23 protein-coding genes are annotated in these 25583 nt (G+C 70.2%); 3 read left to right on the top strand and 20 right to left on the bottom strand.

Annotated elements, in window-relative coordinates:
- Position 1 precedes the first annotated feature (1 nt).
- From ABD927_RS01675 to ABD927_RS01650, 6 genes are all read right to left on the bottom strand, one after another.
- Positions 2-406, bottom strand: coding sequence for a Zn-ribbon domain-containing OB-fold protein (locus tag ABD927_RS01675; protein ID WP_345245657.1), 405 nt, complete (start codon positions 404-406; stop codon positions 2-4).
- On the bottom strand, positions 403-1548 hold the full coding sequence (locus ABD927_RS01670) for a thiolase family protein (protein ID WP_345245655.1): 1146 nt from the start codon (positions 1546-1548) through the stop codon (positions 403-405). The genes ABD927_RS01675 and ABD927_RS01670 overlap by 4 nt, the downstream gene beginning before the upstream one ends.
- Positions 1545-3479: a CoA-binding protein gene (locus ABD927_RS01665; RefSeq protein ID WP_345245653.1), complete on the bottom strand. Its 1935-nt coding sequence runs from the start codon at positions 3477-3479 to the stop codon at positions 1545-1547. The genes ABD927_RS01670 and ABD927_RS01665 overlap by 4 nt, the downstream gene beginning before the upstream one ends.
- On the bottom strand, positions 3476-4501 hold the full coding sequence (locus ABD927_RS01660; RefSeq protein WP_345245651.1) for an LLM class flavin-dependent oxidoreductase: 1026 nt from the start codon (positions 4499-4501) through the stop codon (positions 3476-3478). Before ABD927_RS01660 ends, ABD927_RS01665 begins: the two co-directional genes overlap by 4 nt.
- Positions 4502-4509: 8 nt before the next feature.
- Positions 4510-5640, bottom strand: coding sequence for an acyl-CoA dehydrogenase family protein (locus ABD927_RS01655; protein ID WP_345245649.1), 1131 nt, complete (start codon positions 5638-5640; stop codon positions 4510-4512).
- An 85-nt stretch (positions 5641-5725) separates the two neighbouring features.
- A complete protein-coding gene (locus tag ABD927_RS01650; protein WP_345245647.1) occupies positions 5726-6721 on the bottom strand; it encodes a Bug family tripartite tricarboxylate transporter substrate binding protein in 996 nt (331 codons plus the stop codon).
- Between the two features lie 197 nt (positions 6722-6918).
- Here ABD927_RS01650 and ABD927_RS01645 point away from each other — a divergent pair, with 197 nt between their 5' ends.
- A complete protein-coding gene (locus ABD927_RS01645) occupies positions 6919-7860 on the top strand; it encodes a LysR family transcriptional regulator (RefSeq protein WP_345245645.1) in 942 nt (313 codons plus the stop codon).
- Between the two features lie 13 nt (positions 7861-7873).
- Here the strand turns inward: ABD927_RS01645 and ABD927_RS01640 are convergent, their stop codons facing one another.
- The 4 genes from ABD927_RS01640 to ABD927_RS01625 all read right to left on the bottom strand — a co-directional run bounded on the left by ABD927_RS01640 (position 7874) and on the right by ABD927_RS01625 (position 13062).
- Positions 7874-9328, bottom strand: a complete 1455-nt coding sequence (locus tag ABD927_RS01640) for an extracellular solute-binding protein (RefSeq protein WP_345245643.1) — start codon at positions 9326-9328, stop codon at positions 7874-7876.
- 37 nt (positions 9329-9365) lie between these two features.
- A complete protein-coding gene (locus ABD927_RS01635; RefSeq protein ID WP_345245641.1) occupies positions 9366-10616 on the bottom strand; it encodes a D-amino acid dehydrogenase in 1251 nt (416 codons plus the stop codon).
- A 132-nt stretch (positions 10617-10748) separates the two neighbouring features.
- Positions 10749-11936 (bottom strand): acetylornithine transaminase, encoded by a 1188-nt coding sequence (locus ABD927_RS01630; protein WP_345245639.1) that lies wholly within the window; start codon positions 11934-11936, stop codon positions 10749-10751.
- Between the two features lie 76 nt (positions 11937-12012).
- Positions 12013-13062: a CDP-6-deoxy-delta-3,4-glucoseen reductase gene (locus ABD927_RS01625; protein WP_345245637.1), complete on the bottom strand. Its 1050-nt coding sequence runs from the start codon at positions 13060-13062 to the stop codon at positions 12013-12015.
- Between the two features lie 33 nt (positions 13063-13095).
- Here ABD927_RS01625 and ABD927_RS01620 point away from each other — a divergent pair, with 33 nt between their 5' ends.
- Positions 13096-14139 (top strand): Rossmann-fold NAD(P)-binding domain-containing protein, encoded by a 1044-nt coding sequence (locus ABD927_RS01620; RefSeq protein WP_345245635.1) that lies wholly within the window; start codon positions 13096-13098, stop codon positions 14137-14139.
- Here the strand turns inward: ABD927_RS01620 and ABD927_RS01615 are convergent.
- The 7 genes from ABD927_RS01615 to metC are packed head-to-tail and all read right to left on the bottom strand — an operon-like array spanning position 14136 to position 22419.
- Positions 14136-15524 carry an MmgE/PrpD family protein gene (locus ABD927_RS01615; RefSeq protein ID WP_345245633.1) on the bottom strand — a complete coding sequence of 463 codons (1389 nt, stop codon included), beginning with the start codon at positions 15522-15524 and terminating at the stop codon, positions 14136-14138. The two genes, ABD927_RS01620 and ABD927_RS01615, sit on opposite strands and share 4 nt — an antisense overlap.
- Before the next feature lie 8 nt (positions 15525-15532).
- Positions 15533-16264, bottom strand: coding sequence for a maleate cis-trans isomerase family protein (locus tag ABD927_RS01610; protein WP_345245631.1), 732 nt, complete (start codon positions 16262-16264; stop codon positions 15533-15535).
- A 30-nt stretch (positions 16265-16294) separates the two neighbouring features.
- Positions 16295-17242 carry a Bug family tripartite tricarboxylate transporter substrate binding protein gene (locus tag ABD927_RS01605; protein ID WP_345245629.1) on the bottom strand — a complete coding sequence of 316 codons (948 nt, stop codon included), beginning with the start codon at positions 17240-17242 and terminating at the stop codon, positions 16295-16297.
- A 3-nt stretch (positions 17243-17245) separates the two neighbouring features.
- Entirely contained in the window at positions 17246-18925 is a 1680-nt protein-coding gene (locus ABD927_RS01600; RefSeq protein ID WP_345245627.1) for a hydantoinase B/oxoprolinase family protein, read from the bottom strand.
- A 1-nt stretch (position 18926) separates the two neighbouring features.
- A complete protein-coding gene (locus ABD927_RS01595) occupies positions 18927-21014 on the bottom strand; it encodes a hydantoinase/oxoprolinase family protein (RefSeq protein ID WP_345245625.1) in 2088 nt (695 codons plus the stop codon).
- A 14-nt stretch (positions 21015-21028) separates the two neighbouring features.
- Positions 21029-21208: a hypothetical protein gene (locus ABD927_RS01590; RefSeq protein WP_345245623.1), complete on the bottom strand. Its 180-nt coding sequence runs from the start codon at positions 21206-21208 to the stop codon at positions 21029-21031.
- Positions 21209-21222: 14 nt separating this feature from the next.
- Positions 21223-22419 (bottom strand): cystathionine beta-lyase, encoded by a 1197-nt coding sequence (gene metC / locus ABD927_RS01585; RefSeq protein ID WP_345245621.1) that lies wholly within the window; start codon positions 22417-22419, stop codon positions 21223-21225.
- A 113-nt stretch (positions 22420-22532) separates the two neighbouring features.
- On the opposite strand from metC, the gene ABD927_RS01580 reads away from it, so the two are divergent.
- The gene (locus ABD927_RS01580) at positions 22533-23462 is read left to right on the top strand and encodes a LysR substrate-binding domain-containing protein (RefSeq protein WP_345245619.1); all 930 of its coding nucleotides are present in this window, start codon (positions 22533-22535) and stop codon (positions 23460-23462) included.
- A 12-nt stretch (positions 23463-23474) separates the two neighbouring features.
- Here the strand turns inward: ABD927_RS01580 and ABD927_RS01575 are convergent, their stop codons facing one another.
- From ABD927_RS01575 to thpD, 3 genes are all read right to left on the bottom strand, one after another.
- Positions 23475-24095, bottom strand: coding sequence for a LysE family translocator (locus ABD927_RS01575; RefSeq protein WP_345245617.1), 621 nt, complete (start codon positions 24093-24095; stop codon positions 23475-23477).
- Positions 24096-24107: 12 nt separating this feature from the next.
- A complete protein-coding gene (panD, locus tag ABD927_RS01570; protein ID WP_345245615.1) occupies positions 24108-24473 on the bottom strand; it encodes an aspartate 1-decarboxylase in 366 nt (121 codons plus the stop codon).
- Positions 24474-24596: 123 nt separating this feature from the next.
- Positions 24597-25535 (bottom strand): ectoine hydroxylase, encoded by a 939-nt coding sequence (gene thpD, locus ABD927_RS01565; RefSeq protein WP_345245613.1) that lies wholly within the window; start codon positions 25533-25535, stop codon positions 24597-24599.
- Positions 25536-25583: the final 48 nt, after the last annotated feature.

Raw genomic sequence — 25583 nt, 5'->3', positions numbered from 1 at the left:
GCTAGGAGCCCTCGACGATGAATACGGGAACATGGATGGCGGGGTCCAGCGTGGCGCGCATCTCGCAGCGCAGCCGCATGCCGGCCCGCAGCGCGCCGGGGTCGGCGGCGGCCACGTGGGTGAACAGCCGCACGCCTTCGTCCAGTTCGACCAAGCCGACGGCATAGGGGGCCTCGTCGCGCAGCGCGGGATGCACCGGGCGCCGCACCACCGACCATGCCGCCAGCCGGCCCTCGCCGCCGGCATCGCGCCAGCCGGGCCGGCCGCCGCAACGCGGGCAGGCAGCGCGAGGCGGCCAGTGGAAGGCGGCGCATGCCATGCAATACGGCAGCGCCAGCCGGCCTTCGGCGGCGGCGCGCCAGTGTTCGGCGGCGATGCCGTGCGGATCGGGGGCGAGGTATTTCATCGGCCCTCCAGCAGCAGGACGCCGTGCGACGCGAAGGCGCCGCCCATGCCGTGCACCAGCGCCAGCCGCGCGTCGGCCACCTGCCTGGCGCCGGCCTCGCCGCGAAGCTGCGCCACGGCCTCGATCAATTGCCCCATGCCGCCGGCGCGCGCCGGGTGGCCGTGCGACAGCAGCCCGCCGTGCGGATTGACCGGCAGCGCGCCGTCCGGGCCGAAGCGGCCGGCGGCGAAATCGGGTCCGGCCCGGCCGGGCGCCGCCAGGCCCAGGTCTTCCAGGTTGACCAGCATCGCGATGGTGAAGCAGTCGTAGACCAGCGCGACGTCGATGTCTTCGCGGCGGCAGCGGCCGCGCGCCAGCGCGCGGTCGAGCGCGGCGCCAGCGCCGAATGCGGTCAGTGCGGGCGCGGCCGACAGGTGCAGCTGGCTGGTGGCGAAGCCCGCCGCGCGCAGCGCGATGCCGCGCGGGCCGGCGCGGCCGGCGGCCGTCACCACCACGGCGCCGCCGCCGTCGGACACCGGCGCGCAGTCGAGCAGCCGCAGCGGATCGGCGATCGGCCGGCTGGCGTGGTGGTCGGCCACGGTGATCGGGTCGCGGTAATGGGCGTTCGGATGACGGGCGGCCGACTGCCGGCCCTGCACCGCGACTGCGGCCAGGTGGTCTTCGTTGGTGCCGTGGCGCTCCATGTGGGCTCGCGCCACGGTGCCGAACATGGACGGCACGCTGGGGCCGTAGGGCCGTTCCAGTTCGGGGTGAATGGGACCGGCCTCGGCCAGCGCGCCCACGTAGGCGTCGCGCGTGACCGCGCCCAGCGGCATGTCGGCCGCCACGATCAGCACCGTTTCGGCGCGGCCGGATTCGATCATGCCGGCGGCCATGTCCACCATAGCCGCCGGCGCCGCGCCGCCGGCCTCCAGCGTCCATGCCACGGCCGGCTCGATGCCGAAGTATTCGGCCAGCGCCGCGGCGTGGATCAGGTAGGGATCGGAACGCGGCGATACGGTCAGCACGGCATCGATCGCGGCCGGTTCGCAGCCGGCATCGGCCAGCGCCACCCGCGCCAGCTCGGCGTGCAGGGCCATCGTGTGCGGCAGCGGGCTGCGGCCCTGGGGCAGCTCGCCGATGCCGGCGATCGCGGCTTTCATGCCAACCCCGCCGGCGGCCCCTTCGCGCGGGCCGCCGCGGCATCGGCTTCAACGTCGTCCGCCGCGCCCGGCTCCACTGCGCCGCCACCGCCGTACACGGCCAATTGCGCCGCCCCGGGAGATATGGCAAACGCCACTTCCAGGCCCGCCAGGTCAGGCGTGCTCCGGTAGGCGTGGACCACGGCGGCGACGGCGCGCCCGGCCTCTTCCGCCGGTACCGGCAGGCCGCCCGCCAGTCCTGCCAGTTCATGCGCCGCATCGCGCAGCACAGCGACACCGGCCGGCAGCGCCCGCACGGCGCGCCGGGAGCGGCCACCTGCGTGCGACAGCGCAGCCACCGCCACGACCGGACCGAAATCCGGATCGACAGCAATCTCGACGCCCAGCGTGGCCGGCCCGGCGCCCTGCTGCCAGCCGGCCTGCGTCAACAGCGCCGCCGCATCCGCGCCCTTCAGGCGCCGCACACCGGTGCTTGCCGGCCCGGCACCCCCTCGCATGCCGGCATCGTCCGGCCCATCGCAGCCAGCCTTGGCGCTGGCACCGGCCTGCGCGTCGCGGCCGGCCTCGTCCTGCGGCCCGCGCGCACGCTCGATCCCGCCCAGCGCATTCATGCAGAGCTGCGGATCCAGCAGCACCGCCACCCCGCCCTGCCGCAGCCGCTCGCGCAGCGGCTCGGCCAGCGGCACGCCGCTGCATGCGATCAGCGGCTTGCCGCTCGTGCGCGTGAACTCGATCAGCACGTCGGCATAGCGGTCGATGATCGGCCGGCCGAACACCATCCAGACGTCGACCTCGTCGCTGTCGGCCAGCACCGCCAGCGTGCCGCTCAGGATCTCGCCGCGCGCGACGACGTCGGCCGACAGGTCCACGGGATTGTGCGAGGCTCCATATTCGGGAATGCAACGGTCGAGCTGGCGCTGCAGCCCCTCCGACAGCAGCGGCAGCTGCAGTCCGGCATCGATCACGTGATCGGCGAACAGCGAGCATGCGCCGCCCGACGCGGCCAGGATGCCGACCCGCGGCCCGACGGCGCCGAAAGCCTGCAGCAGCGTCATCATGTAGCCCAGTTCCGACAGCGACGAGGCCTGGATCACGCCGGATTGGCGGAACAACCCCGTGTAGACGTCGGCCGAGGTGGGCCGCTTGCCGGTATGCGACAGCGTGGACCGCAGCGATTCCGGATGGGCGCCGGCCTTGACCACCACGACGCGCTTGCCCCGGCTGCGAGCCTTGGCGGCGGCGGCCAGGAAGTTGCGGCCGTCGCGCACCCCTTCGATGTAGCAGATGACGGTGTGGATGCCCGGGTCGTCGCTGAAATGGCCGATGAAATCGGCCACCTCCAGCGTGGCCTCGTTGCCCAGGCCGATCCAGTAGTCGACGCCGATGCCGTCGATCTGTAGCGCCGAGAAGATCAGCCCACCCACGCTGCCGCTATGGGTGACGATGGCCACCCCGCCGCGCAGCCCGGTGTCGCGGCCGTACCAGTCCGCGAAGGTGAGCGGCAGGCGCTGGCGGAAGTTGACCATGCCGACCGTGTTGGGGCCGACCACGTGCATGCCGGTCTCGCGGCACAGCGCGTCCAGGCGCCGGCGGCGCGCCTGCCCCTGCTCGCCGCTGCGGCCTTCGCCGAAGCCGCCGGTCATCAGCAGGCAGAACGGCACGCCGCGGCGCGCCGCGCTTTCGATGGCGTCGAACACCACCGCCACCGGGATCACGCACACCACCAGGTCGACCGTCTCGGGCAGCGCGTCCACCGAGGGATAGCATTTGAACTCGCCGATCGTCTCGTAGCGCGGATTGACCGGGTAGACGCGCCCGGCGAAGCCGCTGCGGCGCAGGAACTCGACGATCATGCCGGAGATCTTGGCGGGCTCGGCGGAAGCGCCGACGATGGCCACCGAGCGAGGCTGCAGCAGGCGGTCGAGGTTCATCGCGCGTCGCCTCCGGCGGGTTCGGCCAGCGTGTCGATGGCCAGTTCCACCATGGCATTGGTGCAGGCGCCGGGGAAGAACAGGATGGGCAGGTCGGCGCCAGCCTCGCGCAGCCGGGCCAGCTGCGCGCGGCAGTCGTCCGGCGTGCCGCACAGCGTCATCTCGTCGATCATGGTGTCGCTCACGGCGGCGAACGCGCGTTCGCGTTCCTTGGCGGCCCAGGCCTCGCGGATGGCCTCCACCTCGGCCTCGAAACCGAAGCCGGCCACGAAATTGCGGTAGTGCGGCCCCATCGCACCGAGGTAGAAGCCCAGGTGACGGCGCGCCACGTCGCGCGCCTCGCCGCGGTCGTGCGAGGTGGCCGTGACCACCAGCGGCGCGATGCGCACGGCGTCGGCCGGCCGGCCGGCGGCCTGCGCCGCCTCGCGCAGCGCCCTGGCCTGCGCCGCCACGCCGCGCACCGGCAGCAGGTAGGGCAGCCAGCCGTCGGCGGTTTCGGCCACCACCTTCATGCTGGCCGGCGACAGCGCGGCCAGGTAGATCGGCGGCGGCGCCTGGCGCGGCCGGACGCGCAGCCGGTAGCCGCGCATCGACACCACGCCGCCTTCGCGATGCACCTCGTCGCCGCGCATGGCTTCCTTGACGATCTGCACCGTCTCGCGCATGCGGGTGACCGGCTTGTCGAACGGCATGCCGTGGAAGCCTTCGATGACCGCCTTGGTCGAGCTGCCCAGGCCGAGGATGAAGCGGCCGGGATACAACTCGTTGAGCGAGGTCGCGGCCATCGCCAGCAGCCCGGGCGAGCGGCTGAAGACGTTGACGATGGCCGTGCCCAGCCCGATGCGTTCGGTGTGCGCGCCCAGGTGGCTGAGCAGCACGGTGGCGTCCATGCCCCAGCTCTCGGCCAGCCACACGGAATGGAAACCGCGGCGCTCGGCCGCGCGGGCGTAGTCGGCCAGGCGGCCGAGCGAATGCTCGTCGTACTCGGGACGCAGGCACAAACCGATGGGACTGCTGCTCATGGCGGCTCTCAGGGTGTGGGCGCGGTCGGCTTGCCGAGCCGGTCGCGCGCGATGGCGTTGCGCAGGATCTCGATGGTGCCGCCGGTGATCTGCGATACCTTGGCATCCATCATGTAGCGGGCGAAGGGGTTGTCGGCGAAGCAGCCGTGGCTGCCGGTGACCTGCAGCGCGACGGTGGCGGCTTCCATCGCCGTGGTGCTGGCCAGCAGCTTGGCGCGCGCCGACGCGGCCGTGCTGCGCCCGGTGCGGGTGTATTCGTCGGCGGCGACCTGCAGCAGCGCCCGCGCGCCGTGCACGCGGGTGTCGAGATCGGCGATCTGCCAGCGCAGGCCCTGGAAATCGGTGACCACGTTGCCGCCGATGCGGCGCCGGCGGGCGTAGGCAATCGCGTCGTCCAGCGCGCCGTCGGCGATGCCGACGCATTTGGCGGCATTGCCGATGCGGGTCAGGTCGAAGGACTTGAAGAACACGTCGTAGGCGCCGTTCTCGGCGCCCAGCAGCGCATCGCCCGGCACCCGGCAGCGCTCGAAGGCGACCGCCGCCATCGGCAGGCCGCGCAAGCCCACGATGTCGCGCCGCCCCGTCACCTTGAAACCCGGGTTGCCGGTGTCGACCAGGAAGGCGCCGATGCCGGACGGCGTCTTGGCGAACACCAGGCAGATCTGCACGTGCTCGGGGATGTGCACCTCGGTCTTGCAGCCGTCGATGACCCAGCCGTCGCCGTCGCGCACGGCTCGGGTCTGCATGTCTTCCAGCTTGGAGCCCGAGTCCGATTCGGTGATGCCGGTGATGGAATAGCTGCGGCCGTCGGCCAGCAACGGCAGGTAGCGCGCCTTCTGCGCCTCGGTGGCGAACGACAGGATCGCCATCACGGTCTGCTGCAACAGGTTCAGCGCCGCGCCCAGGCTGGCGTCGACGCGCGAGATGCCCTCCACGATCAGCGCATGCTCCAGGGCGCCGCCGCCCAGCCCGCCGTAGGCGGCCGGTATCACCACGCCGGGCCAGCGGCGCGCGCCGAATTCGCGCCAGAGGCCGGCATCCCAGACCTGGTCGCGGCTGCGCGCCTCGGCGCCCGGGCGCACCCGGGTGGCGGCGAATTCGGCCACTTCCTGCGCCAGGCGCCGCTGTTCTGCAGTCAATCCTGTGTACATAGCGATGTGTTGTCGAGGCGCGCCGGGCGCCGGTGGGTCGGGGCGGCGGAAGCCGGAGGGTTCGCCGCGATGCTCATTCGGTCAGCTTGATGTCGAGTTTGCGCATCAGGCTGCCGAAGCGATCGATCTCGTCGCGCATGAAGGCGGAGGCCTCGGCCGGCGTGGTGGCGCGGGTTTCGCCGCCCAGCGACTTGAAGCGCCGGGCGAGTTCATCGGTTTTCAGCGCGGCCACCGTGGCCTTGTTCAGCCGCTCGACGATGGCCGGCGGCGTGCCGGCGGGCACGAACAGCCCGTACCAGCTGCCGGTCTCGGCCTGCACGCCCTGCTCGATCAGGGTCCGCACCTGCGGCGTGAGCGGCGAACGCGTGCGGCTGGTGACGGCCAGGGCGCGGAAGGTCTTGTTCTCGATGGCGGGAATGGCGGCGGTGGAGCCGGCGATCACGTAGTCCACATGGCCCCCCGCCAGGTCGGTCATGGCCGGCGCCACGCCGCGGTACGGCACGTGCACCGCCCGGATGCCGGCGGCGGCGTTGAACGATTCCAGCGACATATGGGTGGAGGTGCCGATGCCGGTGCTGCCGAACTTCAGCTCGCCCGGATGCGCGCGGCCGTACCTGACCAGGTCGTCCAGCGTCTTGTAGGGACCGTCGACCCGCGACAGCAGGTACTGGGTGCCGGAATACAGCAGCGAGACCGGCTGCAGGTCTTTCATCAGGTCGTAGGGCAGCTTGCGGCCGCTGGCGGTATTGACCGTGGCGGCGTCGCCGCTGACCAGCAGGGTGTAGCCGTCGGGCGGCGCCTTGGCGGCCATGTCGACGCCGATGATGGTGCCGGCGCCGCCCTGGTTGACCACCACCACCGGCTGGCCCAGTTCGTGCAGCAGCGCGTCGGCCACCGCGCGGCCGACGATGTCGGCGGCGCCGCCGGGGGCGAACGGCACGATCATGCGCAGCGGCTTGTTCGGATAGGAAGACTGCGCCGCGGCCGGGCCGGCGAAGACGGCGCCCAGGGCGGCCGCGCACAGCAAGGGGGCGGGCAGCCAGGCCCGCAAGGTCGGAAGCAGCTTCATCGAATGTCTCCTTGTCCGTGGTGGGCCGCTCGCCGGCGGCCTTGTCGGAGAAACGCTCCGGTCCATCACTCTAGGCAAGGCCCCATGCAGCGTCCAATGAAGAATCCGGCGAATCGCATTACGGGGAAGTCATGACGCAGTGCAAGGACCGCCGGTGCTAAGATCGCCCGCACCTCGTCCTCGCCGGGAAGGGCCCGATGGCGCAACTCGACTGGTACATCCGCAACGAACTCAAGCCCAAGCACCTGCGGCTGCTGGTGGCGCTGGACGACCTGCGCAACGTGGGCAAGGTGGCGGTCCACCTCAACGTGACGCAGCCGGCCGTATCGAAGGCGCTGGCCGAGATCGAGAAAGGCCTGGATGCGCGGCTGTTCGAACGCACGCCGCGCGGCATCGTGCCCACCGTCTACGGCGAATCCCTGGTGCGCCACGCGCGCGCGATGCTCAACCAGCTGAACCTGGCCAGCGACGAATTGCGGGGGCTCTTGAGCGGAGCGGCCGGCCGCATCTGCGTGGGCGTGCTGGCCAATGTGATCCCGGCGCTGCTGCCGCAAAGCCTGGCGCTGCTGAAGGCGCGCGCGCCCGGCATCAACGTGCTGCTGCGCGAAGGCACGATGGAACGGCTGCTGCCGCCGTTATTGATGGGCGAGCTCGACCTGCTGGTGGGCCGCCCGGTGGAGCGCCACGCCGCCAGCGAACTGGGCGGCCGCGTCCTGCTGCAGGATCCGCTGGTGGTGATCGCCGGGCCACGCCATCCGCTGGCCGGCCACGAGAAGCTGCGCTGGCGCGACCTGGAACACTATACCTGGGTGCTGCCGGCTGCCGACGGCGTGCTGCGCGGCCCGCTCGAACGGGTGTTCGAGCAGCACGGCATGCCGATGCCGGCGCATTTCGTCGAGGCCCTGTCGGTGCAGTTCGTTACCACCTACCTGCAGCTTACCGACGCGGTCGCCACCATGACGCGCGAGGTCGCGCGCCACTACTGCCGGCTGGGGCAGCTGTGCATCCTGCCGTTCGAATTGCCGCAGCTGGTGCGGCCGCTGGGCATCACGTGGAACCGGCGGCGGCCGATGTCGCCCAGCACCACGCTGCTGATCGAATGCCTGGAAGAGGTGGCGGCGTCGGGCACCCCGGCCTGACGCCGCCCTTGCCTTACTTGCGCGCGGCGGCCGGCGGCGCGATCAGCGCGTTGGCGCGCGCCACGGCGTCGTCCAGCCCCTGCTTGGGCGGCTTGCGGCCGCTCCAGACGTCGTCGAGCTCTTCGTCGAGGATGCGGCTGACGGCATCGTAGTGGCTGAGCCGGAAGCCGCGCGTGAACTTGCCGGGCGGATTGCTCATGGCGCTGATGACGGCCTCGGCGCCGGGCAGGTTCTTGTAGTAGGACACGTCGGAGGCGCGGAACGCGGCTTCGGTCAGCGGCAGGAAGCCCGTCTTCTGGTGCCATTCGGCCGCCACCACCGGGCTGGCCAGGTAGGCGATGAACTGCGCCACGGCCTTCTGCTCGGCCACCGAATGGCCGCCCAGCGCCCAGAACGACGAGCCGCCCACGAAGGGATTGCTGGGCCGGCTTGCCTCTTCGTCGTAGTACGGCAGCGGCGCCACGCCATACGAGAAATGGGCCTTGGCCTGCACCGTGGCCAGCGCGCTGGAACCGGAGGTCAGCACCGCGCAATCGCCGCTGGCGAACTGCAGGTCGGCCTGGTCGCCGGCGCTGCGCACCGGGAACAGGGTGCTGCGCACCCAGCTCATCATCAGCGCCAGGTGGCGCACGTGCAGCAGGTCGTTGGTCATCAGCAGCGCGCCGCTGCCGTCCAGGCCGTTGTTCTTGGTGGCCAGGGCCACGTTGTGGAGCGCGGCGAGGTTCTCGATGTGGATCCAGCTCTGGTCGCTGGTGGCGTAGGGGCAGCTCACGCCGCTCTGCTGCAGCGCGACCAGGTGGGTCTGCATCTCGCGCCAGGTGCGCGGCGGCGCGTCGGGGTTGAGCCCGGCCTTCTGGTACAGGTCGCGGTTGTACAGGTAGATCGGGATCTCGGTCATCCACGGCAGCGCCAGCAGATTGCCCTTGGCGTCGCGCATGCTGGCGGTGGTCTGCGGCAGGAACCAGCGCAGGTCGCGGATCGGATACTTGGCCAGCAGTTCGTACAGCGGCAGGATGGCGCCGTGCTGGGCGATGAATTCCGGCGAGTGGTTATCGGAGATTTCGATCAGGTGGGGCGGGCGCTTGGCGCGCACGGCGGCCAGGCCCTGGCTGATCAGTTCTTGCTGCGACGGCGAGGCCACCACCTTGACGGTGAAGCCATGGCCTTGCTCGTTGAAGCGCTGGACCAGGGAATCGAATTCCCCGGCCTCCTCGGGGTTCAGCGCATGCCAGACCTGGATTTCGAACGGGCCGGAGGGATCCGGCGGCACCGCGGCGGCGCGCTGCGCCGGGGCGGACTTGGCGGACTTGGCGGACTTGGCGGCGGCCGGCTTCTTGGCCGCGGCATGGGATTTCTTGGCGGCTGCCGGCTTGGCCGGCGCGTGCTCGGCTGCCGTCGCGCCGAAAGCCATGGCCATGGCGCTCAGCAGGCCGGCGCCGATCTTTACCCAGCCTTTGATGTACTGCATCGATCAGGTCTCCGAAATGATGGTGACTGTCTAGGAATCAGAGAAACGGGAACTCCACCTGCGGCCGGCGGCCCGAGATCAGGTCGGCCAGCGCGCGCCCCGAACCGCAGCCCATGGTCCATCCCAGCGTGCCGTGCCCCGTGTTCAGGTACAGGTTGGGCAAGCGGGTGCGGCCGATGAGCGGCACGTTCGACGGCGTGACCGGACGCAGCCCCGACCAGTACGACGCCGCATCGAAATCGAGGGCGTCGGGGAACAGGTCGCGGACCAGCCGGGTGAGCATCGCGCAGCGCTCCGGGTCGAGCCGCCGCGAATAGCCGGCGAATTCCGCCGTCCCCGCCACGCGCAGGCGATCGCCCAACCGCGAAATTACCACTTTGTGCTCACTATCGCTAAGGCTCACCATTGGCGCACGTGCCGGATCCGTAACGGGATATGTGGCGGAATAGCCCTTGCCCGGATACACCATGCACGGCACGCCCAGCGGGCGTACCAGTTCCGGCGTGAAGCTGCCCAGCGCCGCAACGAACACGTCGCCGGCCACGTGCCCGTAGCGGCCGTCGGGGCCGATGCATTCGACCGTCTTGACCCAGCCGCCCTCGGCCGCCAGCCGCGTGGCCTGCGTGTTGAAGCGGAACTCCACGCCGGCGGCCTCGGCCCGCTGCGCCAGGGCCTTGGTGAACAGGTAGACATCGCCGCTTTCGTCGTCGGCGGTGAAGTCGCCGCCCACGATGCGATGGCGCTGCGGCGCCAGCGCGGGCTCGATCTCGATCACTTCCTCGGTCGACAGCACGCGGCGCTCGACGCCGGCGTCGCGCATCAGGTCGGCAGCCTTCTGCGAGGCCTCGAACTCTTCGGCGTCGCGGTAGAAGTGCAGGATTCCGCGTTCCAGGTGCTGGTACTCGATGCCCAGTTCGGCCCGCATCGCCTGCAGCGTGCCGCGGCTGTACAGCGCCAGGTTGACCAGCGCGCGCACGTTGCGCGGCAGGCGCCCGGGCAGGCATTCGCGCAGGAAAGCCAGGCCCCAGGCCCATTGCCGCCAGTCGGACTGCGGCCGGAACAGCAGCGGCGCGTCGCGGCGGAACAGCCAGCGCGCCAGTTGCATCGGCGCGTGCGGACTGGCCCACGGCTCGGCATACGAGACCGAAATCTGGCAGCCGTTGGCGAAGCTGGTTTCCTGCGCCGGACCGGGCTGGCGATCGATCACTGTCACGTCGTGGCCGGACTGGCGCAACCACCATGCGGTGGCGGTGCCGATGATCCCGCTACCTAGCACTACGACTTTCATTCGGTGTCCTCGCAACGCCCCTTCCAAGACGCATCACCCCAAGACCCATTCAGGATGCGGCGGATCCGGCTCCGCCGGTCCGCCCGCATCGCCCTCGAGGGGCGCGCGTCAGCGCGTAGGGGTGGGCCCCATTCAGCGCACCTGTTCGATGATGACGTCCAGCCATTCGAGCATCTGTCCGACCTCGCCGGCCGACACGTTCAGGGCCGGCATGAAGCGCAGCAGATTGGGCCGCGGCGCGTTCAGCAGCATGCCTTCCGGCGCGCGCAGGCGGGCCCGCTCGACGATGGCGGGGCCGTCGTCGCGGTCGAGGATCAGCGCCCGCAGCAGGCCCTGGCCGCGCTCGCCCGGCATGCCCCACTTGGCGGCCAGCGCCAGCAGGCCTTCGGACAGCTGCCTGCCGCGCGCCTGCACCTGCTCCATGAAGCCGGGCGCGGCGAGCGCGTCGAACACCGCCACGCCGATGGCGGTCATCAGCGGGTTGCCGTTGTAGGTGCCGCCCTGGTCGCCGTGGCGGAACACCGACACCTCCTCGCGCGCCAGCAGCGCCGCCAGCGGCGCGCCGCCGCCGATGCCCTTGCCCAGCGTCATGATGTCGGGCTCGATGCCGGCCTGCTCGTAGCAGAACATGGTGCCGGTGCGGCCCATGCCGGTCTGCACCTCGTCGACGATCAGCAGCAGGCCGCGCTGGCGGGTCAGCTCGCGCAGCGCCTTCAGGAATTCGGCGGTGGCCGGGATCACGCCGCCCTCGCCCTGGATCGGCTCCAGCATCACGGCCACGGTCTGGTCGTCGATCAGCGCCTCGACCGAGGCCAGGTCGTTCAGGTCGGCCTTCGGAAAGCCGTCGACCTGGGGCGCGAACAGCGTGCTCCAGCCCGGCTTGCCCGAGGCCGACATGGTGGCCAGCGTGCGGCCGTGGAAGGAGTGGTCGAAGGTGATGATCTTGAACGCGCCGTTCTTGTTGAGCTGGCCCCACTTGCGGGCCAGCTTGATCGCGCCTTCGTTGGCCTCGGCGCCGCTGTTGGCGAAGAACACGCGCTGGAAGCACGAGGACTGCACCAGCCGGGTGGCCAGCTCGATCGAGGGCTGGTTGTAGAACGCGGGCGACGGATTCAGCAGCAGCTTGGACTGGACCTCGACCGCGGCGACGATCTCGGGCGGGCAGTGGCCGAGCGCGTTGACGGCCCAGCCCTGGATGAAGTCGAGGTAGCGCTTGCCGGCATGATCCTCCAGCCACGATCCCTGCCCTCGGACGAACACGAGGTCCGGACGCTGCGTGATCTCCATGAGGGCGTTGACGTTGAACTGGCCGAAATCCATGACACGAACTCCTGATGGCCCCCTGTGCGGGCCGCAAAATGGGGTGGGCCGCGCGCGGCGGCGCGGTCGGTGAACCTTACACTGTCGCGCGGGCGCTGTCTGCTTCGGAAGTGAAAGAATCGGCATAGAACTCGTCGGCCGGCAGCCCGCGCTGGCCGACGAAATCGCGGCGTGCCGAATCCACCACGACCGGGGCGCCGCAAGCGTACACCTGATGGCCTGACAGATCGGCGAAATCTTCCAGCACGGCGTGGTGGACGAAGCCGGTGCGGCCGCTCCAGCCGTCTTCGGGCAGCGCGTCGGACACCACCGGCACGTAGCGGAAATCGGGGCGGCTGGCGGCCCAGCCGCGCGCCAGTTCGTCCAGGTACAGATCGCGCGGACGGCGGCCGCCCCAGTACAGCGTGACCGGGCGGCGGATGTCCTTGAACGCCATGTGTTCGACGATCGAGCGGATCGGCGCGAAGCCGGTGCCGCTGGCCACCATCACGATCGGCTTGTCGCTGTCTTCGCGCAGGAAGAAGGAGCCGAACGGGCCTTCGAAGCGCAGGATGTCGCGCTCTTTGAGCGGGGCCGGGCCGGCGCCGAACACCTGGTCGGTGAAGGCGCCGCCGGGCAGGTGGCGTATGTGCAGTTCCAGGCCGTCCTCTTCGTGCGGCGCGTTGGCCAGCGAGTACGAGCGGCGGCGGCCGTCTTTCAGGATGATTTCAATGTACTGGCCGGCGTTGAAGCGCAGCTGCTTTTCGGTGGCGGGCAATTGCAGCCTGACGATCTGCACGTCGGGCGCGGCGCGGGTGAGGCTGCGCACGCGGCACGGCAGCTTCTTGACCGGGATGTCGGCGATGCCGGCCACCTCGCGCGCCTCGATCGTCAGGTCGGTCAGCGGCCGGGCGACGCAGAACAGCGTCAGGCCGCGCCGAGCCTCTTCGGGAGTAAGGGTTTGCGCCTGGTGCGGGCCGAGCTCGACCCGCCCCTCGACCAGCCGGCCCTTGCACGAGGAACAGGCGCCGTTCTTGCAGCTGTAAGGTAGCATGACGCCGGCCTGCAATGCGGCGTCGAGCACGGTGTGGCCGTCTTCGACGGCAAAGCGGTGGCCGCTTGGTAGTACGGTGACCTGATGACTCATCACCCCGGATCCTGTATCGACAATGGAAAATCAATGAACGCCGCAGCCCCTGCCGCGCGCCGGCCCGGCCGGCGCGCGCCGCGCCTCTTGATCGTGGGCTGCGGCGACACCGGCATGCAGGTGCTGCGGCGGCTGGCCGCGCGCATGCGGGTGTTCGCGCTGACTTCGTCGGCCGAACGCCTGCCCGAGCTGCGCGCGGCGGGCGCGCTGCCGCTGTTGGGCGACCTCGACCGGCGAACCGATCTTGCGCGCCTGCGCGGTCTGGCGCCCCGGGTGCTGATGCTGGCGCCGCCGCCGGCAAGCGGCCGCGCCGACACCCGCTCGGCCCACCTGGCCGCGGTGTTGCGCCGGCCGCCGCCGGGCTTTGCCGGGCGCGCCGCGAAAACGCGCGCGCGGACGCATCCGGCGGCTTCCGGGATTGTAGCCAAACGGGCGCAAGGCCGCGCCGGCCCGCCGCCGCGGCGCCTGGTCTACGCCAGCACCACCGGCGTCTACGGCGACGCCGGCGGCGCCCGGCTGCGCGAGACCGACCGCGTGGCGCCCGCCAGCGAGCGGGCGGCGCGGCGGGTGGCGGCCGAACGGCTGTGGCGCGGCATCGCGCCGGCACGGGCGCGGTCGCGCGCGCCGGGGTTGCCCGCCTGGCGCACGACGGTTCTGCGCATCCCGGGCATCTACGGCATCGACCGTCTGCCGCTGGACCGGCTGCGGCGCGGGCTGCCGCGGCTGGCGCCGGACGACGACGTGTTCACCAATCACATCGAAATCGGCGACCTGGCCGCGATCGCCGTGGCCGCGCTGTGGCGCGGGCGGCCGCAGCGGGTGCTGCATGCCTGCGACGGCGAAGACCTGAAAATGGGCGACTATTTCGACGCCGTGGCCGACGCCGCCGGCCTGCCGCGCCCGCCCCGGCTGGGCCGCGACGCGGTGCAAGCCGCGGTCAGCCCGGCCATGTGGTCGTTCATGCGGGAATCGCGGCGACTGGACAACGAGCGCCTGCGGCGCGAACTGCGGGTGCGGCTGCGCTATCCGACGGTGGCGGCGGCGCTGCGGCAGTGGTTCGGGAAGCCGGCGGCCTAGCCGGCCACCTGCGCCGCGATCCACCGCACCCAGGGCTCGGCGGAAGCGTCGCGCCGGCCCAGGGACCAGGTTTCGGCCATGAACCAATCGCGATCGTGCGCCTCGATGCCGGCGCTGGCGAGGCAGTCTTCGGCCTTGTCCATGCGTTCCTGGCGGGTCAGCGGCGCCTCCTCGTGCCCCTTGGCGCGGACGACCGGCTCGCTGGCGGTGACCGAACCGTCGGCGTGGACGATTTCGACGCAATCCGCCCTGGCGAAGCCTTCCATGTCGGGGTCCAGCTCCGTTTCGATGCGTCGTTCGATGCGCGGCATCAGGGCCAGCCGCCGCGGCCGCCGGATCATGTCGCCGGCCAGGTCGCGCAGCCCGACGTTGCCGCCGTCCAGGGCCGAGGCGATGAAGTATTCCAGGCTGAAGCGCGCTTCGGCCGGCGTCGCGGGCCGGCGAAATCGCAGTATGTCGGAATTGCGCTGGCTCAGGCGCGCCACGATGCGCGCAATCCCCCTGGCGCCGCCCCGTTCCTCGACCTGCCGGCGCACCGACAGCGCCGCGTCGATGCAGCGATGGCCCGCGTAGCAGACGGGATAGCGCTTGACGCTGGGAGCATGCCGCTCCAGCATCCAGCCGCCGGACTGGCCGAAGCCCCGCACCGGGCGTTGCAGATCGGGACAGCCAGAAGGGGAATACGCGCGCAGGAAGCCGGCCGCCGCTTCCAGCGCGTCGCGCGCGGCGGTGTAGCCGGCGCGCGCCAGGTAGGCGGACTCCAGCCCCGCCGCGCAGGCGCGCCCGGCGTGCAGCGGCTTGGCCATCGAGCCGAAGTTCGCCATCAGGCCCGCGCTGGCCGAACCGGCCAGGGACAGGGCCGCCGCACATCGTCCGGCGTCCAGCCCGAGCACCGAGGCCGCCGCGGCCGCCGCCGCGAACGGACCCAGCAGGCCGGTGGGATGCAGGCCCCTGGCGTGGTATTTGCGCGGCTCGCGCGAGGCGATCTCGGCCCAGGTCTCGTAGCCCGCCGCGTAGGCGCGCAGCAGCGCCATGCCGTCCCAGCGGCCCTCCAGCAGCGCGGCCACCAGCACGGCCGGCACGATCACGGCGCTCGGATGCCCGCCGAAAGCCACGTCGTCGTAGTCCAGCGCGTGCGCTGCCGTGGCCAGCGCGCTCGCCATGGCCGGCGACGGCGCCGGCGGATTCTCGCCCAGGGCGAGCCGTGTCTGGCGCAGCAGGCGGCTCGCCGGTTCGTTCCGGCCCGCGACCATCACCGACAAGGTATCCAGAAAGGCCGCGCGCGCCAGATCCGGGCACGCTGCCGGCAGCGAAGCCCGGGCGGCCCCCGCGATGTGTTCGCCCAGGGCGCGCGTCAGGCCAAACGGCGTTCGTTCGTCCGCCATCGCGCCGCCTACCCCCGGGCGCCCAGCACGCCCAGGGCGGGCGATGCGTGCCCGATGCCCATGCCGCGCAGCACTGCCCACAGGGAAGCCGTGTTCGAACTCACCACCGGAACGCCCAGAGCCGACTCGAGCGCCGCGATCTTGTCGAAGGTCAGCAGGTTGGTGCAGCTGACGAAGACCGCGTCGGCGCCAGCGATCGCGTCCCGGTGCCCGAGCACCAGGCGCTCGGTGTCGTCGGAATCGACGCCGCCGATCGGGCGCTCGGCGGTGCAGCGGAAGGAATCCCAGCCAGCCACGCCGATCCCGTTCAGTTCTAGGAACTCGACCTCGGACAGGGTGATGTCGTCCGGGTAGGGCGTGACCACGAATACCTTGCGCGCCGACAACGCCTTCAAGGCGTCCAGGACCGCCGTCGACGTGGTGATCGCCGGAATGCCGGTCGCCTCGGCAATGCGCCGCGCCAGCGCGGCCTCGTCGTGCTCCTGGCCGACGAAGCTGCCGCTGGTGCAGGCGTACAGCAGGATTTCGGGCCTGGTCCGCACCAGGTCGCGGGCGGCCTCGATCGCCCGTTCCCCCATGGCGGCCAGCGACTCCCTGGTCAACGCCGGCCAGCCCGGACGCGAGGCCCGCGCGTGGTTGAACGCCACGCCGGGCGGCAGATGACGCGAGAATTCGTATTCCAGCGCCATGTTGCCCGCCGGGCCGATTACGCCGAAGCGCCGCAGATCGCTATGCTTCATGATGAAGATCCCATCGGTGGCGGCGCGCGATCATTGGCCCAGCTTGCCCAGCAGCTCGCCGGAATTCCTCGTGTGCCTGGCGATGAAATCGTCCGCTTCGGCCGGGCTGGTGTACGCCGGGTCCAGCCCCTGCTCCAGCATGCTCTTCCTGACCTCGTCCTGCGACAGGGCCTTCTTGAGCGCCCGGTTCAGCGTCTGGATGACGGCGTCGGGAGTGCCGGCCGGCGCGCTGAGCGCATAGAAGCTCTGGAACGAAGCGCCCGGCAGGCCCTGCTCGATCATGGTCGGCACTTCGGCATTGGCCTGCGAACGCTGGGGCGTCGAGACCGCCAGCGCCTTGAGCTTGCCCGAGCGCACCAGCCCCATCGCGACCGGGTCGACGAAGGCCGCGTCGATCGTGCCGCCCATGACGTCGGTGATCGCGTTGTTCGTGCCCTTGTAGGGAATGAAGGTCAGCTTCAGGTCGCCGGCCTTGCGCAGCATCAGCACGGAAAGCTCCTGCCCGCTGCTGGTGGTGCCGCCGACCGGCACGTCGTGGCTCCTGGCGTATTCCTCGAACGATTTGAAATCGGCGAACCTGCCGCCGGCCTTGACCACCAGGATCTGCGGGATCGTGACCAGCAGCGAGATGCTGCGCAAGTCTTTCTGGGGGTTGTAGGGCAGGCCGGGAATCACGTGCGGGGCGAGCGACAGCGGCCCGGTCCCGCCGACCAGCAGCGTGTAGCCGTCCGGCCTGGAGCGCGCCACGTAGGCCGCGCCGATGGAGCCGCCGGGGCCTGGCCGGTTTTCCACGATGAACGATTGTTTCAGATCGTCGCCCAGATATTTGGCCAGGATGCGCGCGGTGGCATCCACCCCGCCGCCGGGCGAATACGGCACCACCAGGGTCACCGTCCGCTGCGGATAGGTTTCGGCATTCGCCCACGCACACGCCATCAACGTCATGGCGATCGCTATCGATTTGATGATGCCACGCATGTTCTACCCCTTGTCTACGAGTCCATAAGTTTCGACAGCCGCCTCGAGCGAGATGTAGCCCTCGCGCAAGTCGGCCAGCACGGCCTGCCTGTCCCGGGCCTTGGGATCTCCCCACCCTCCTCCTCCCGGCGTTTCGACGATCAGCCTGTCGTTGGCGGGAACGAGCTGCCGCCCCTTGGCTTTCAACTGCTTGCCCGACTTCAGATACAGCCGGCCGGGCGAGCCGTCCTTTCCTTGCTCGACGCCGCGCGGCGCGAACTTCACGCGGTCGAAGGTGGCCGCGATCAGCAGATCGGCCGGCTCCGTGCTTTCCACCTCGACGACCTGCCCCAGGCCGCCGCGATGGCGTCCGGGCCCGCCGGAATCCTGCCGGAACTCCTTGCGCCAGAAGCGTATCGGCGCCATGGTTTCCATGACTTCGATCGAGGTGTTGCGCACGCCGCTCGGGAAGGCCGTCGCCGACAGGCCGTCGCCCTTCGGGCGCGCGCCCATTCCGCCGGTGGTGAAGGTGGTCTGGACGAAAGCCTTTCCCAGCCGCATCTCGCCATCGGGACGCGAATCGTTCTGCGCCACCTGGCCGCCGACCAGCCGGATGTTCCACAGGCTGTCGGCGCTTTCGGCGGGCACCTCGTCGGGCAGCACCTGGCGCAGGCAGCCGAACATGAGGTCGGGCATCATCATGCCGATGGTGGCCCGCGCCGTTACCGCGCTGGGATACTGCGCGTTGAGGATGCAGCCCTTGGGCCCGGTGACGTCGATGACCGACAGCGAACCCGTGTTGTTCGGAATGTCCGGGCCGATGATGCAGCGTATGCCGAAGGTCGCGTAGGCCTGCGCATACGACAGCGGCACGTTCAGCGCCTTCTTGATCGCGGGCGAGGTGCCGTCGAAGTCCACCAGGATGCGGCGGTCCTTGACGGTCAGCGTGGCCTGCAGGCGCACGGGGTGGTCGAAGCCGTCGACCATCATCACATTGCTCCAGCTGCCCTCGGGCACGCGGGCGATGGCGTTTTCCATGCCGCGCCGGGAAGTCTCGAGGATGAAGCGGGATATGTCGGCGAAATCGTCCAGCCCGTACTCGGCCCGCAGGGCGCGGAAACGCCGCGCTGCCACTTCGTTGCACGACACCAGCGCGTGGATGTCGCCCAGCGTCTCGCGCGGGGAACGCACGTTGGCCCGGATGAACTTCGTCACGGATTCGACCAGCCGGCCGGCCTCATACAGCTTGAGGATGGGTATGAACAGCCCTTCGTGGTAGATCTGCGTGGCGTCGGGCCCGACGCCCATGCCGCCGATGTCGGCCACGTGCGTGTTGGAGGCCACCAGGCACAGCAGCCGCCCCCGGTCGAACACCGGCGTGACGATCGTCACGTCGAACAGATGCCCGGTGGCCTTCCACGGGTCGTTGGTGATGTAGACATCGCCCTCGCGCATGGCCGCGGCCGGGAATTCCTCCAGGAAATACCTGATCGAGTTGGCCACCGAGTTCACGTGCCCCGGCGTGCCGGTGACCGCCTGGGCCACCATTTCCCCCTCGACGGAAAACACCGCGGCCGACACGTCGCCGGCCTCGCGGGCGGCGGTGCCGAACGCGGTACGGATGATGGTCTGGGCCTGTTCCTCGACGATGGCGATCAGGCGGTCCCAGACGATCTGCTTGTATACGATGTTGTGGCTGGCCATCTCAGGCCTCCTCGACGATCAGGTGGCGGTGCGGATCGACCGTCGCGCGGAAGCCCGACGGCACCACCGTGGTGGTGTGGCGTTCGCTGACGATGGCCGGGCCGTCGAAGGAAAAACCGGGCTCGAGCGTGTTGCGCTGATAGTCCCTGACCGTCGTCCAGGCCATGGAGCCGGCCTGCTCGGCCAGGAAGACCGCGCGTTCCCGGCTCTGGTTGCGGGCCGACGGGTCGACGTCCGACAGTTCCAGCACGTCTGCCGGCGACGCCCGCGAGCCGGCCGTGACGGCCCAGGTGACGATGTCCACGCCCAGCTCGGGCAGCGTGCGGTGATACAGCGACTCGTATACGCGCTCGAACGCGGCGCGCGCCCGGGCGGGAAAGTCTGCGCCGATTTCCAGCCCGTCCAGATCCACCTTGATCTCGTGGCCCTGGCCCCGATAGCACATGTACGCGCCCAGGCTTGCCGACACGTCGGCCTGCCCGCCGCCGAGCATGCGCCGGACCTCGCCGGCCGCGGCGCGCGACATCGCCTCCAGCGTGCGGCGGACTTCGCCGACATCGATGGATTCGAGCCGCAGCGACACGCTCTTGACCGTGCCGTACTGGATCGGCGCCACCAGGAATCCCACCGCGGAACCCACGCTGGCCTCGGCCGGGATGACGAACTTGCGGATGCCCAGTTTCCTGGCGATGCGGCCGATATGCAGCGGCCCGCCGCCGCCGATGGCCACGGCGGCGCAGCGCCCGATGTCGTGGCCCAGTTCGATGCCGTGCACCCGCGCGGCCGAGGCCATGTTCTCGGTGACCACTTCGCTGATCATGGCCGCGACTTCCTCGGCGCGCGACAGTCCCAGCTCCCGCCCCAGGCGCTCCTGCATCGCGCCGGCGGCCGCCTGCGCATCGAGCCTGATCTTGCCGCCGGCGAAGCGCTCGGGGTCCAGATAGTTCAGCACGCAGTTCGAATCGGTGACGGTCGGCTCGACGCCGCCCCTGGCGAAGCAGACCGGCCCGGGATCGGCCACGACGCTGTGGGGCCCGACGCGCAGCCGGCCCAGTCCGTCCCGGTGGGCCACCGAGCCGCCGCCCGCGCCGATCTCCACCATTTCGATGACCGGCACGCGGATGGGCTGGCCGCTGCCCTTGAGGAAGCGGTAGGCCCGGTCGAATTCGAAATTGCGCGACTCCATCGGCTGGAAGCCCATGACGTAGCTCATCTTCGCCGTGGTGCCGCCCATGTCGAACTCGATCATCCGGTCCAGTCCGCACTGGCGGGCGACGTGCGCGGCGAAGATCGCGCCGCCCGCCGGCCCCGATTCCACCAGCCTGACCGGCTCGCGCTTGCCCACCTCGACCGAGCAGAGCGCGCCGCTGGAAGTCATCAGGAATACCGGGCAGCGCAGCCCGCGGGCCTTGAGCGCCGCCTCCAGCGCGTCGAGCGCGCCGGCGATGATGGGCTGCACGTAGGCATTGGCGCAGACGGTCGAGACCCGTTCGTACTCGCGGATCTCCGGGCAGATCTCCGCCGAGATCGACACCGATAGCGACGGATCGCACTCCAGCAGGATCTCCCGGGCCCGGCGCTCGTGGGCGTCGTTGGCGTAGCTGTGCAGGAAGCACACCGCGACGCTGCGGATCCCTTCGCCGGCCAGGGTGTCGGCCAGCCGGCGGCAGGCCCGCTCGTCCAGGCCGAGCACCGGCCTGCCGCGGTGGTCCATCCGTTCGGGAACGCCGAACCTGAGACGGCGCGGCACCAGCACGGGCGCGCGGCGCATGTTGATGTCGTACTGCGCGTAGCGGTTCTCGCGGGCGAACTCGACGATGTCGGCGAAGCCCTGCGTCGTGACCAGCGCCGTCCTGGCGCCTTTGCGCTCGATCAGCGCGTTGGTCGCCAGCGTGGTGCCGAGGATGAAGCGGTCCACCTCCCCGTAGGAAAGGCCGGACGCCCGGAACGCGTCGTCGATCGCGTTCATGACCCCCTTGTCCGGACTCGCGGTGGTGGTGACCGATTTGGCCGAATACAGCTTGCCGTTCTTCAGAAGCGCTACATCGGTGAACGACCCGCCGATGTCCACCGCCAGATTGATCGTCATTTCCGGCTGTCTCTTCAAATGTCCTGGCCGACGGTGGGGCGCATGAACGTCTTGTTGTAGTGGTAGACGGGGCCCGTGTCCGGGTCGAGGCCGGGCGCGGCATCGCCGGCGATGCGGCGGATGTCCGCCATGGCTTCCCGGACCTGCCGTCGCCTCGTCGCCTTTATGTCCATGATGTGCTCCTTCGTCTGCATTGCTCTATGGGGATTCATGCCTGCCGCAGTCCCGCCGCGGCAAAGGCCTGGTCCAGGTCGGCGATCAGGTCGGCCGGGTCCTCCAGGCCGATGTGCAGGCGGATCGCCGGGCCGTCCGGCCGGTACGCCGTGACGCTGCGCGAGGACTGCGCATTCACCACGTTGACCAGGCTCTCGTATCCGCCCCAGCTGGAGCCGATGCCGAACAGCGTCATGCTGTCGAGCAGCGTCTCCAGCGCCTCGTCCGGCATGGGCTTCAGGCATACCGAGAACAGCGACGCCGCGCCGCGGAAATCGCGCTTCCACAGCGCATGGCCGGGATCGCCCGGCAACGCCGGGTAGGCCACGCGCGCCACGGCCGGCTGTTCGCGCAGCCACTGCGCCACCGCCAGCGCGTTGCGCATCTGCTGCCTGAGCCGCACGCCCAGCGTGCGCAGTCCGCGCAGCGCCTGCCAGCAGTCGTCCGGGCTGACGCTGTAGCCCAGGTCGTCCACCGCGCGATGGACCGCGCCCCAGTGCTTCTCGTTGGCCGTCACGACTCCCAGCATCAGATCGGAATGGCCGCCGATGTACTTCGTGGCGGCATGGATGGACACGTCGATGCCCAGCTCGAACGGCTGGAGGAAGTACGGCGTCGCCCAGGTGTTGTCGGCCAGCACCGGGATGCCCCGCCTGCGGGCCTGCTCGGCGATCGCGGGGATGTCCTGCACCTCGAAGGTCTGCGAGCCCGGCGACTCGCAATACACGGCCACCGTTGCGGGTTTCATGCGGGCGCCCAGGGCCGCGCCTTCGCCGGGGCGGTAGAACTCGACTTCCATGCCCCATTGCGGCAGGCGGCGCTCGCAGAAGCGGCGGGCCGGCGTGTAGACGTTGTCGGGCACCAGCACGTGGCCGCCCGGCCGCGAGAATGCCGCCAAGCTGGCCACGATGGCTGCCAGCCCGTTGGGCACGGCGACCGATTTGTACCCGCCTTCCAGCGCCGCGATGGCCTCCTCGAACGCATAGGTCGTCGGCGTGCCGTGACGGCCGTAGCGCACGAACTTGTCGCCCTGGTCCTTGCGCGCCCGGTACGAGGCCAGCGTCGGGAAGATCACCGTGGAGGTGCGGTACACGGGCGTATTGACCATGCCGCGGTGCGCGGCGGGATCGCGCCCGGCGTGCGCCAGCAGCGTGTCCGTTCGGGCCCGGTCATTCGAATGCGACAAAGCCATTGCATCTCCCTGTTTGCATGGGCGAGGAAGATAGCAAGAGTCGGGCAGTTCGATATTATTTATTTATAATTATCTATATGATTATCAAATAACACCTGCCGGGGAATGCCTAGATGAACATCCAGCAACTGCGTTTCATCGCGGAACTGGCTCACCAGGACCTGCACGTCTCGAAAGTGGCCGACATGCTGCACGTGTCGCAGCCCAGCGTGAGCACCCAGGTCCGGCTGCTGGAGGAAGAACTCGAGCTGACGATCTTCTCGCGCAAGCGCAACCGGCTTGCCGCGGTCACGCCGGTCGGCAACGAGATCATCCGGCGGGCTCGCCGGGTGTTGCTGGAACTGGACGAAATCCGGCAGATGGCCCGCGCCCATTCGAGCGACGACCGGGGCACGCTGACCATCGCCGCCAGCCACGCCCAGGCCCGCTTCCGCCTGCCCCGGGTGCTGCGCCAGTTCGTCGACCGCTACCCGCAGGTGCGGGTCACCATCCGGCCGGAGAACGGGCCGAACATCCTCGACGCGCTGCGCGAGGGCGAAGCCGACATCGGCGTGCTCAGTTCGGCCGGCGACCCGGGCGGCGACCTGATCTCCATCCCCTTCCACGCCTACCGCCGCATCCTGCTGACGGAGCCGGGCCATCCGCTGCTCGACGTGTCCCGCCCCACGCTGGACGATATCTCGCGCTATCCGCTGGTGATGTACGAATCGGCGCAGGCCGGTTCCGAGGCGTTCCGCATCCTGACGGAGCTGAGCGCCCGGGCGCCGTCCGTCCTGCAGGGCACCAACGCCGACGTCGTCAAGGCCTACGTCGAACAGGGGCTGGGCGTGACCATCCTGCCGGAGCTGGTCTTCGACCCCGAACGCGACGCCGGGCTGCGGGCGGTCGACGCCAGCCATCTGGTTCCTCCCAGCACCACTTATGCGGTGCTCAACCGCAAGCATTACCTGCGCGGCTACTCGTACGCCTTCCTCGAGATTCTCTCGCCGAGCATCACGCGCAAGACCGTGGAGGCCCATACCCACGCGGGCCTGCCGGAATGAACCGGCGCCCGCCTACGCCAGCCAGACGATCCGCAGCGCCAGCAGCATGAACACCGCGCCGGCCAGGCCATCCAGCCAGCGGCCCAGCCGCGGCCGGCGCCGCAGCAGGCTGCCGAGCGCGCCGGCGCAGCAGGCGATCAGGCAGAACACCAGCGCAGCCTGCAGCATGAACGCCACGCCCAGCGCGGCCATCTGCCAGTCGGCGTGGCCGGCCCACGGATCGACGAACTGCGGCAGGAACACCACGAAGAACAGCGTGACCTTGGGGTTGAGCATGTTGGCCAGCGCGCTCTGGCGGAAGATGCGCCAGAGCGGCGCGCGCTGCCCGGCGCCCCGGGCCGCCGCGAAGCCGCCCCGGCTGCGCAGCGCCTGCACGCCCAGCCACATCAGGTAGGCAGCGCCGGCCAGCTTGACGGCGTCGAAGGCCATGGGAGAGGCGCGCAGCACGGCGGCGATGCCCAGCACGGCCAGCGCGGTGTGGAACAGGCAGCCCGAGGCGAAGCCGAGCGCGGCGGCGACGCCGGCCGCGCGCCCCTGGCTCAGCGACCGCGCCAGCACCTGGAGATTGTCAGGCCCCGGCGCGACGGTGATGGCCACCGAGGCCGACAGGAACAGCGGCAGGTCGTCGAGCATGGGCGGCCCGCCTCATTCTTTCTCGATCACTTCCTTGATGCGGTTGTTCTCGTCGACCAGCACCACGCGCGGCTTGTGGGTGGCCGCTTCCTGGTCGGTCATCGGGCCGTAGGTGCAGATGATCATCAGGTCGCCGATGTGGGCGCGGCGGGCGGCCGCGCCATTCAGCGAGATCTCGCCGCTGCCGCGCGGCGCCTTGATGATGTAGGTGGAGAAGCGCTCGCCGTTGTTGATGTTGTACAGCTCGATGCGCTCGTACTCCTTCATGCCGGCGGCGTCGAGAAAGTCTTCGTCGATGCCGCACGAGCCTTCGTAGTTCAAGTCCGCCTGGGTCACCGCGACGCGGTGAATCTTGGCCCGTAGCATGATGCGTTGCATAACTCGTGTTTCCTGGAGGGGCGGCGCCGGGAGGCGCCGGCAGCGTGTTTATACCCGAATTGGAACACGAGCCGGGACCGGCCGCCGGGATCGGGGCCCGGCGCAGGGCGGCCGGCGCCGGGCTCAGCCGCGCACCGCGCGCAGGTAGCCCGGATCGACCGGCTGGATGGCGTCGCAATCGGCGCGCGCGGCGATGAATTCCGGCCGCGGCGCCAGGCCGTGGCGCGGCGGCCCGAGGCGGTTTTCGACGCTGTTGTAGACCATGAAGACGTTGGCGCGCGGATAGGGCGAAATATTGCTGTTCGAGCCGTGCATCGTGTTGCAGTCGAAGAACACCACCGAACCCGCCGGGCCAGTCATCGACTCGATGCCGCCCTGGTCCACCAGCATCTGCAGGCTGACCGGATCGGGCACGCCGTACTCCTGCTTCTTCAGCGACTGCTTGTAGTGGTCCTGCGGCGTGGTGCCCACGCACGAGATGAACTGGCGGTGCGAGCCCGGCACCAGCATCAGCGGCCCGTTGCTGTGCAGGTTGTCGGTCAGCAGCACGCTGCAGCTCAGCGCGCGCATGGCCGGCATGCCGTCTTCGATGTGCCAGGTCTCGAAGTCCGAGTGCCAGTAGAACTCCTTGCCCTGGAAGCCGGGCTTGAGGTTGGCGCGCGACTGGTGGATGTAGACCTCGGAGCCGAGGATCTGGCGGGCGATGCCGACCAGCCGGCGGTCTTGCGACAGCCGCGACAACACCTTGCTGAGCCGGTGCACCATGAAGATCGAGCGCACGGCGTCGCTGCCGCGTTCGGTGATGGCTTCTTCGCGGCGGCGCACGGAAGGGTCTTGCGACAGCCGCCGCACTTCCTGCATCAACGCCTCGGTTTCCTGGGCCGAGAAGAAATTCTTCAGGAGGATGAAGCCGTCGCGCTGGTAGCGGTCGAGCTGCTCGCCGTCGAGGCCGGCCGCGGGCGACTGCTCGGGCGTGCCCCAGACGACGGGGTCGCGCCGCTGCACGATGCCGGCGGCGCGATCGGAACGGGACGCGTAGATGTCCCGGGCGGGAGTGATCATGAGGGTCTCCTTGGATTTGAACGCGACAACGCACGAGTCTGCGCCCTT

This window comes from Pigmentiphaga soli (assembly GCF_039541095.1).
In the GTDB taxonomy this organism is placed as follows: domain Bacteria; phylum Pseudomonadota; class Gammaproteobacteria; order Burkholderiales; family Burkholderiaceae_B; genus Pigmentiphaga; species Pigmentiphaga soli.
This window is presented reverse-complemented; position numbering and strand designations above follow the sequence as displayed.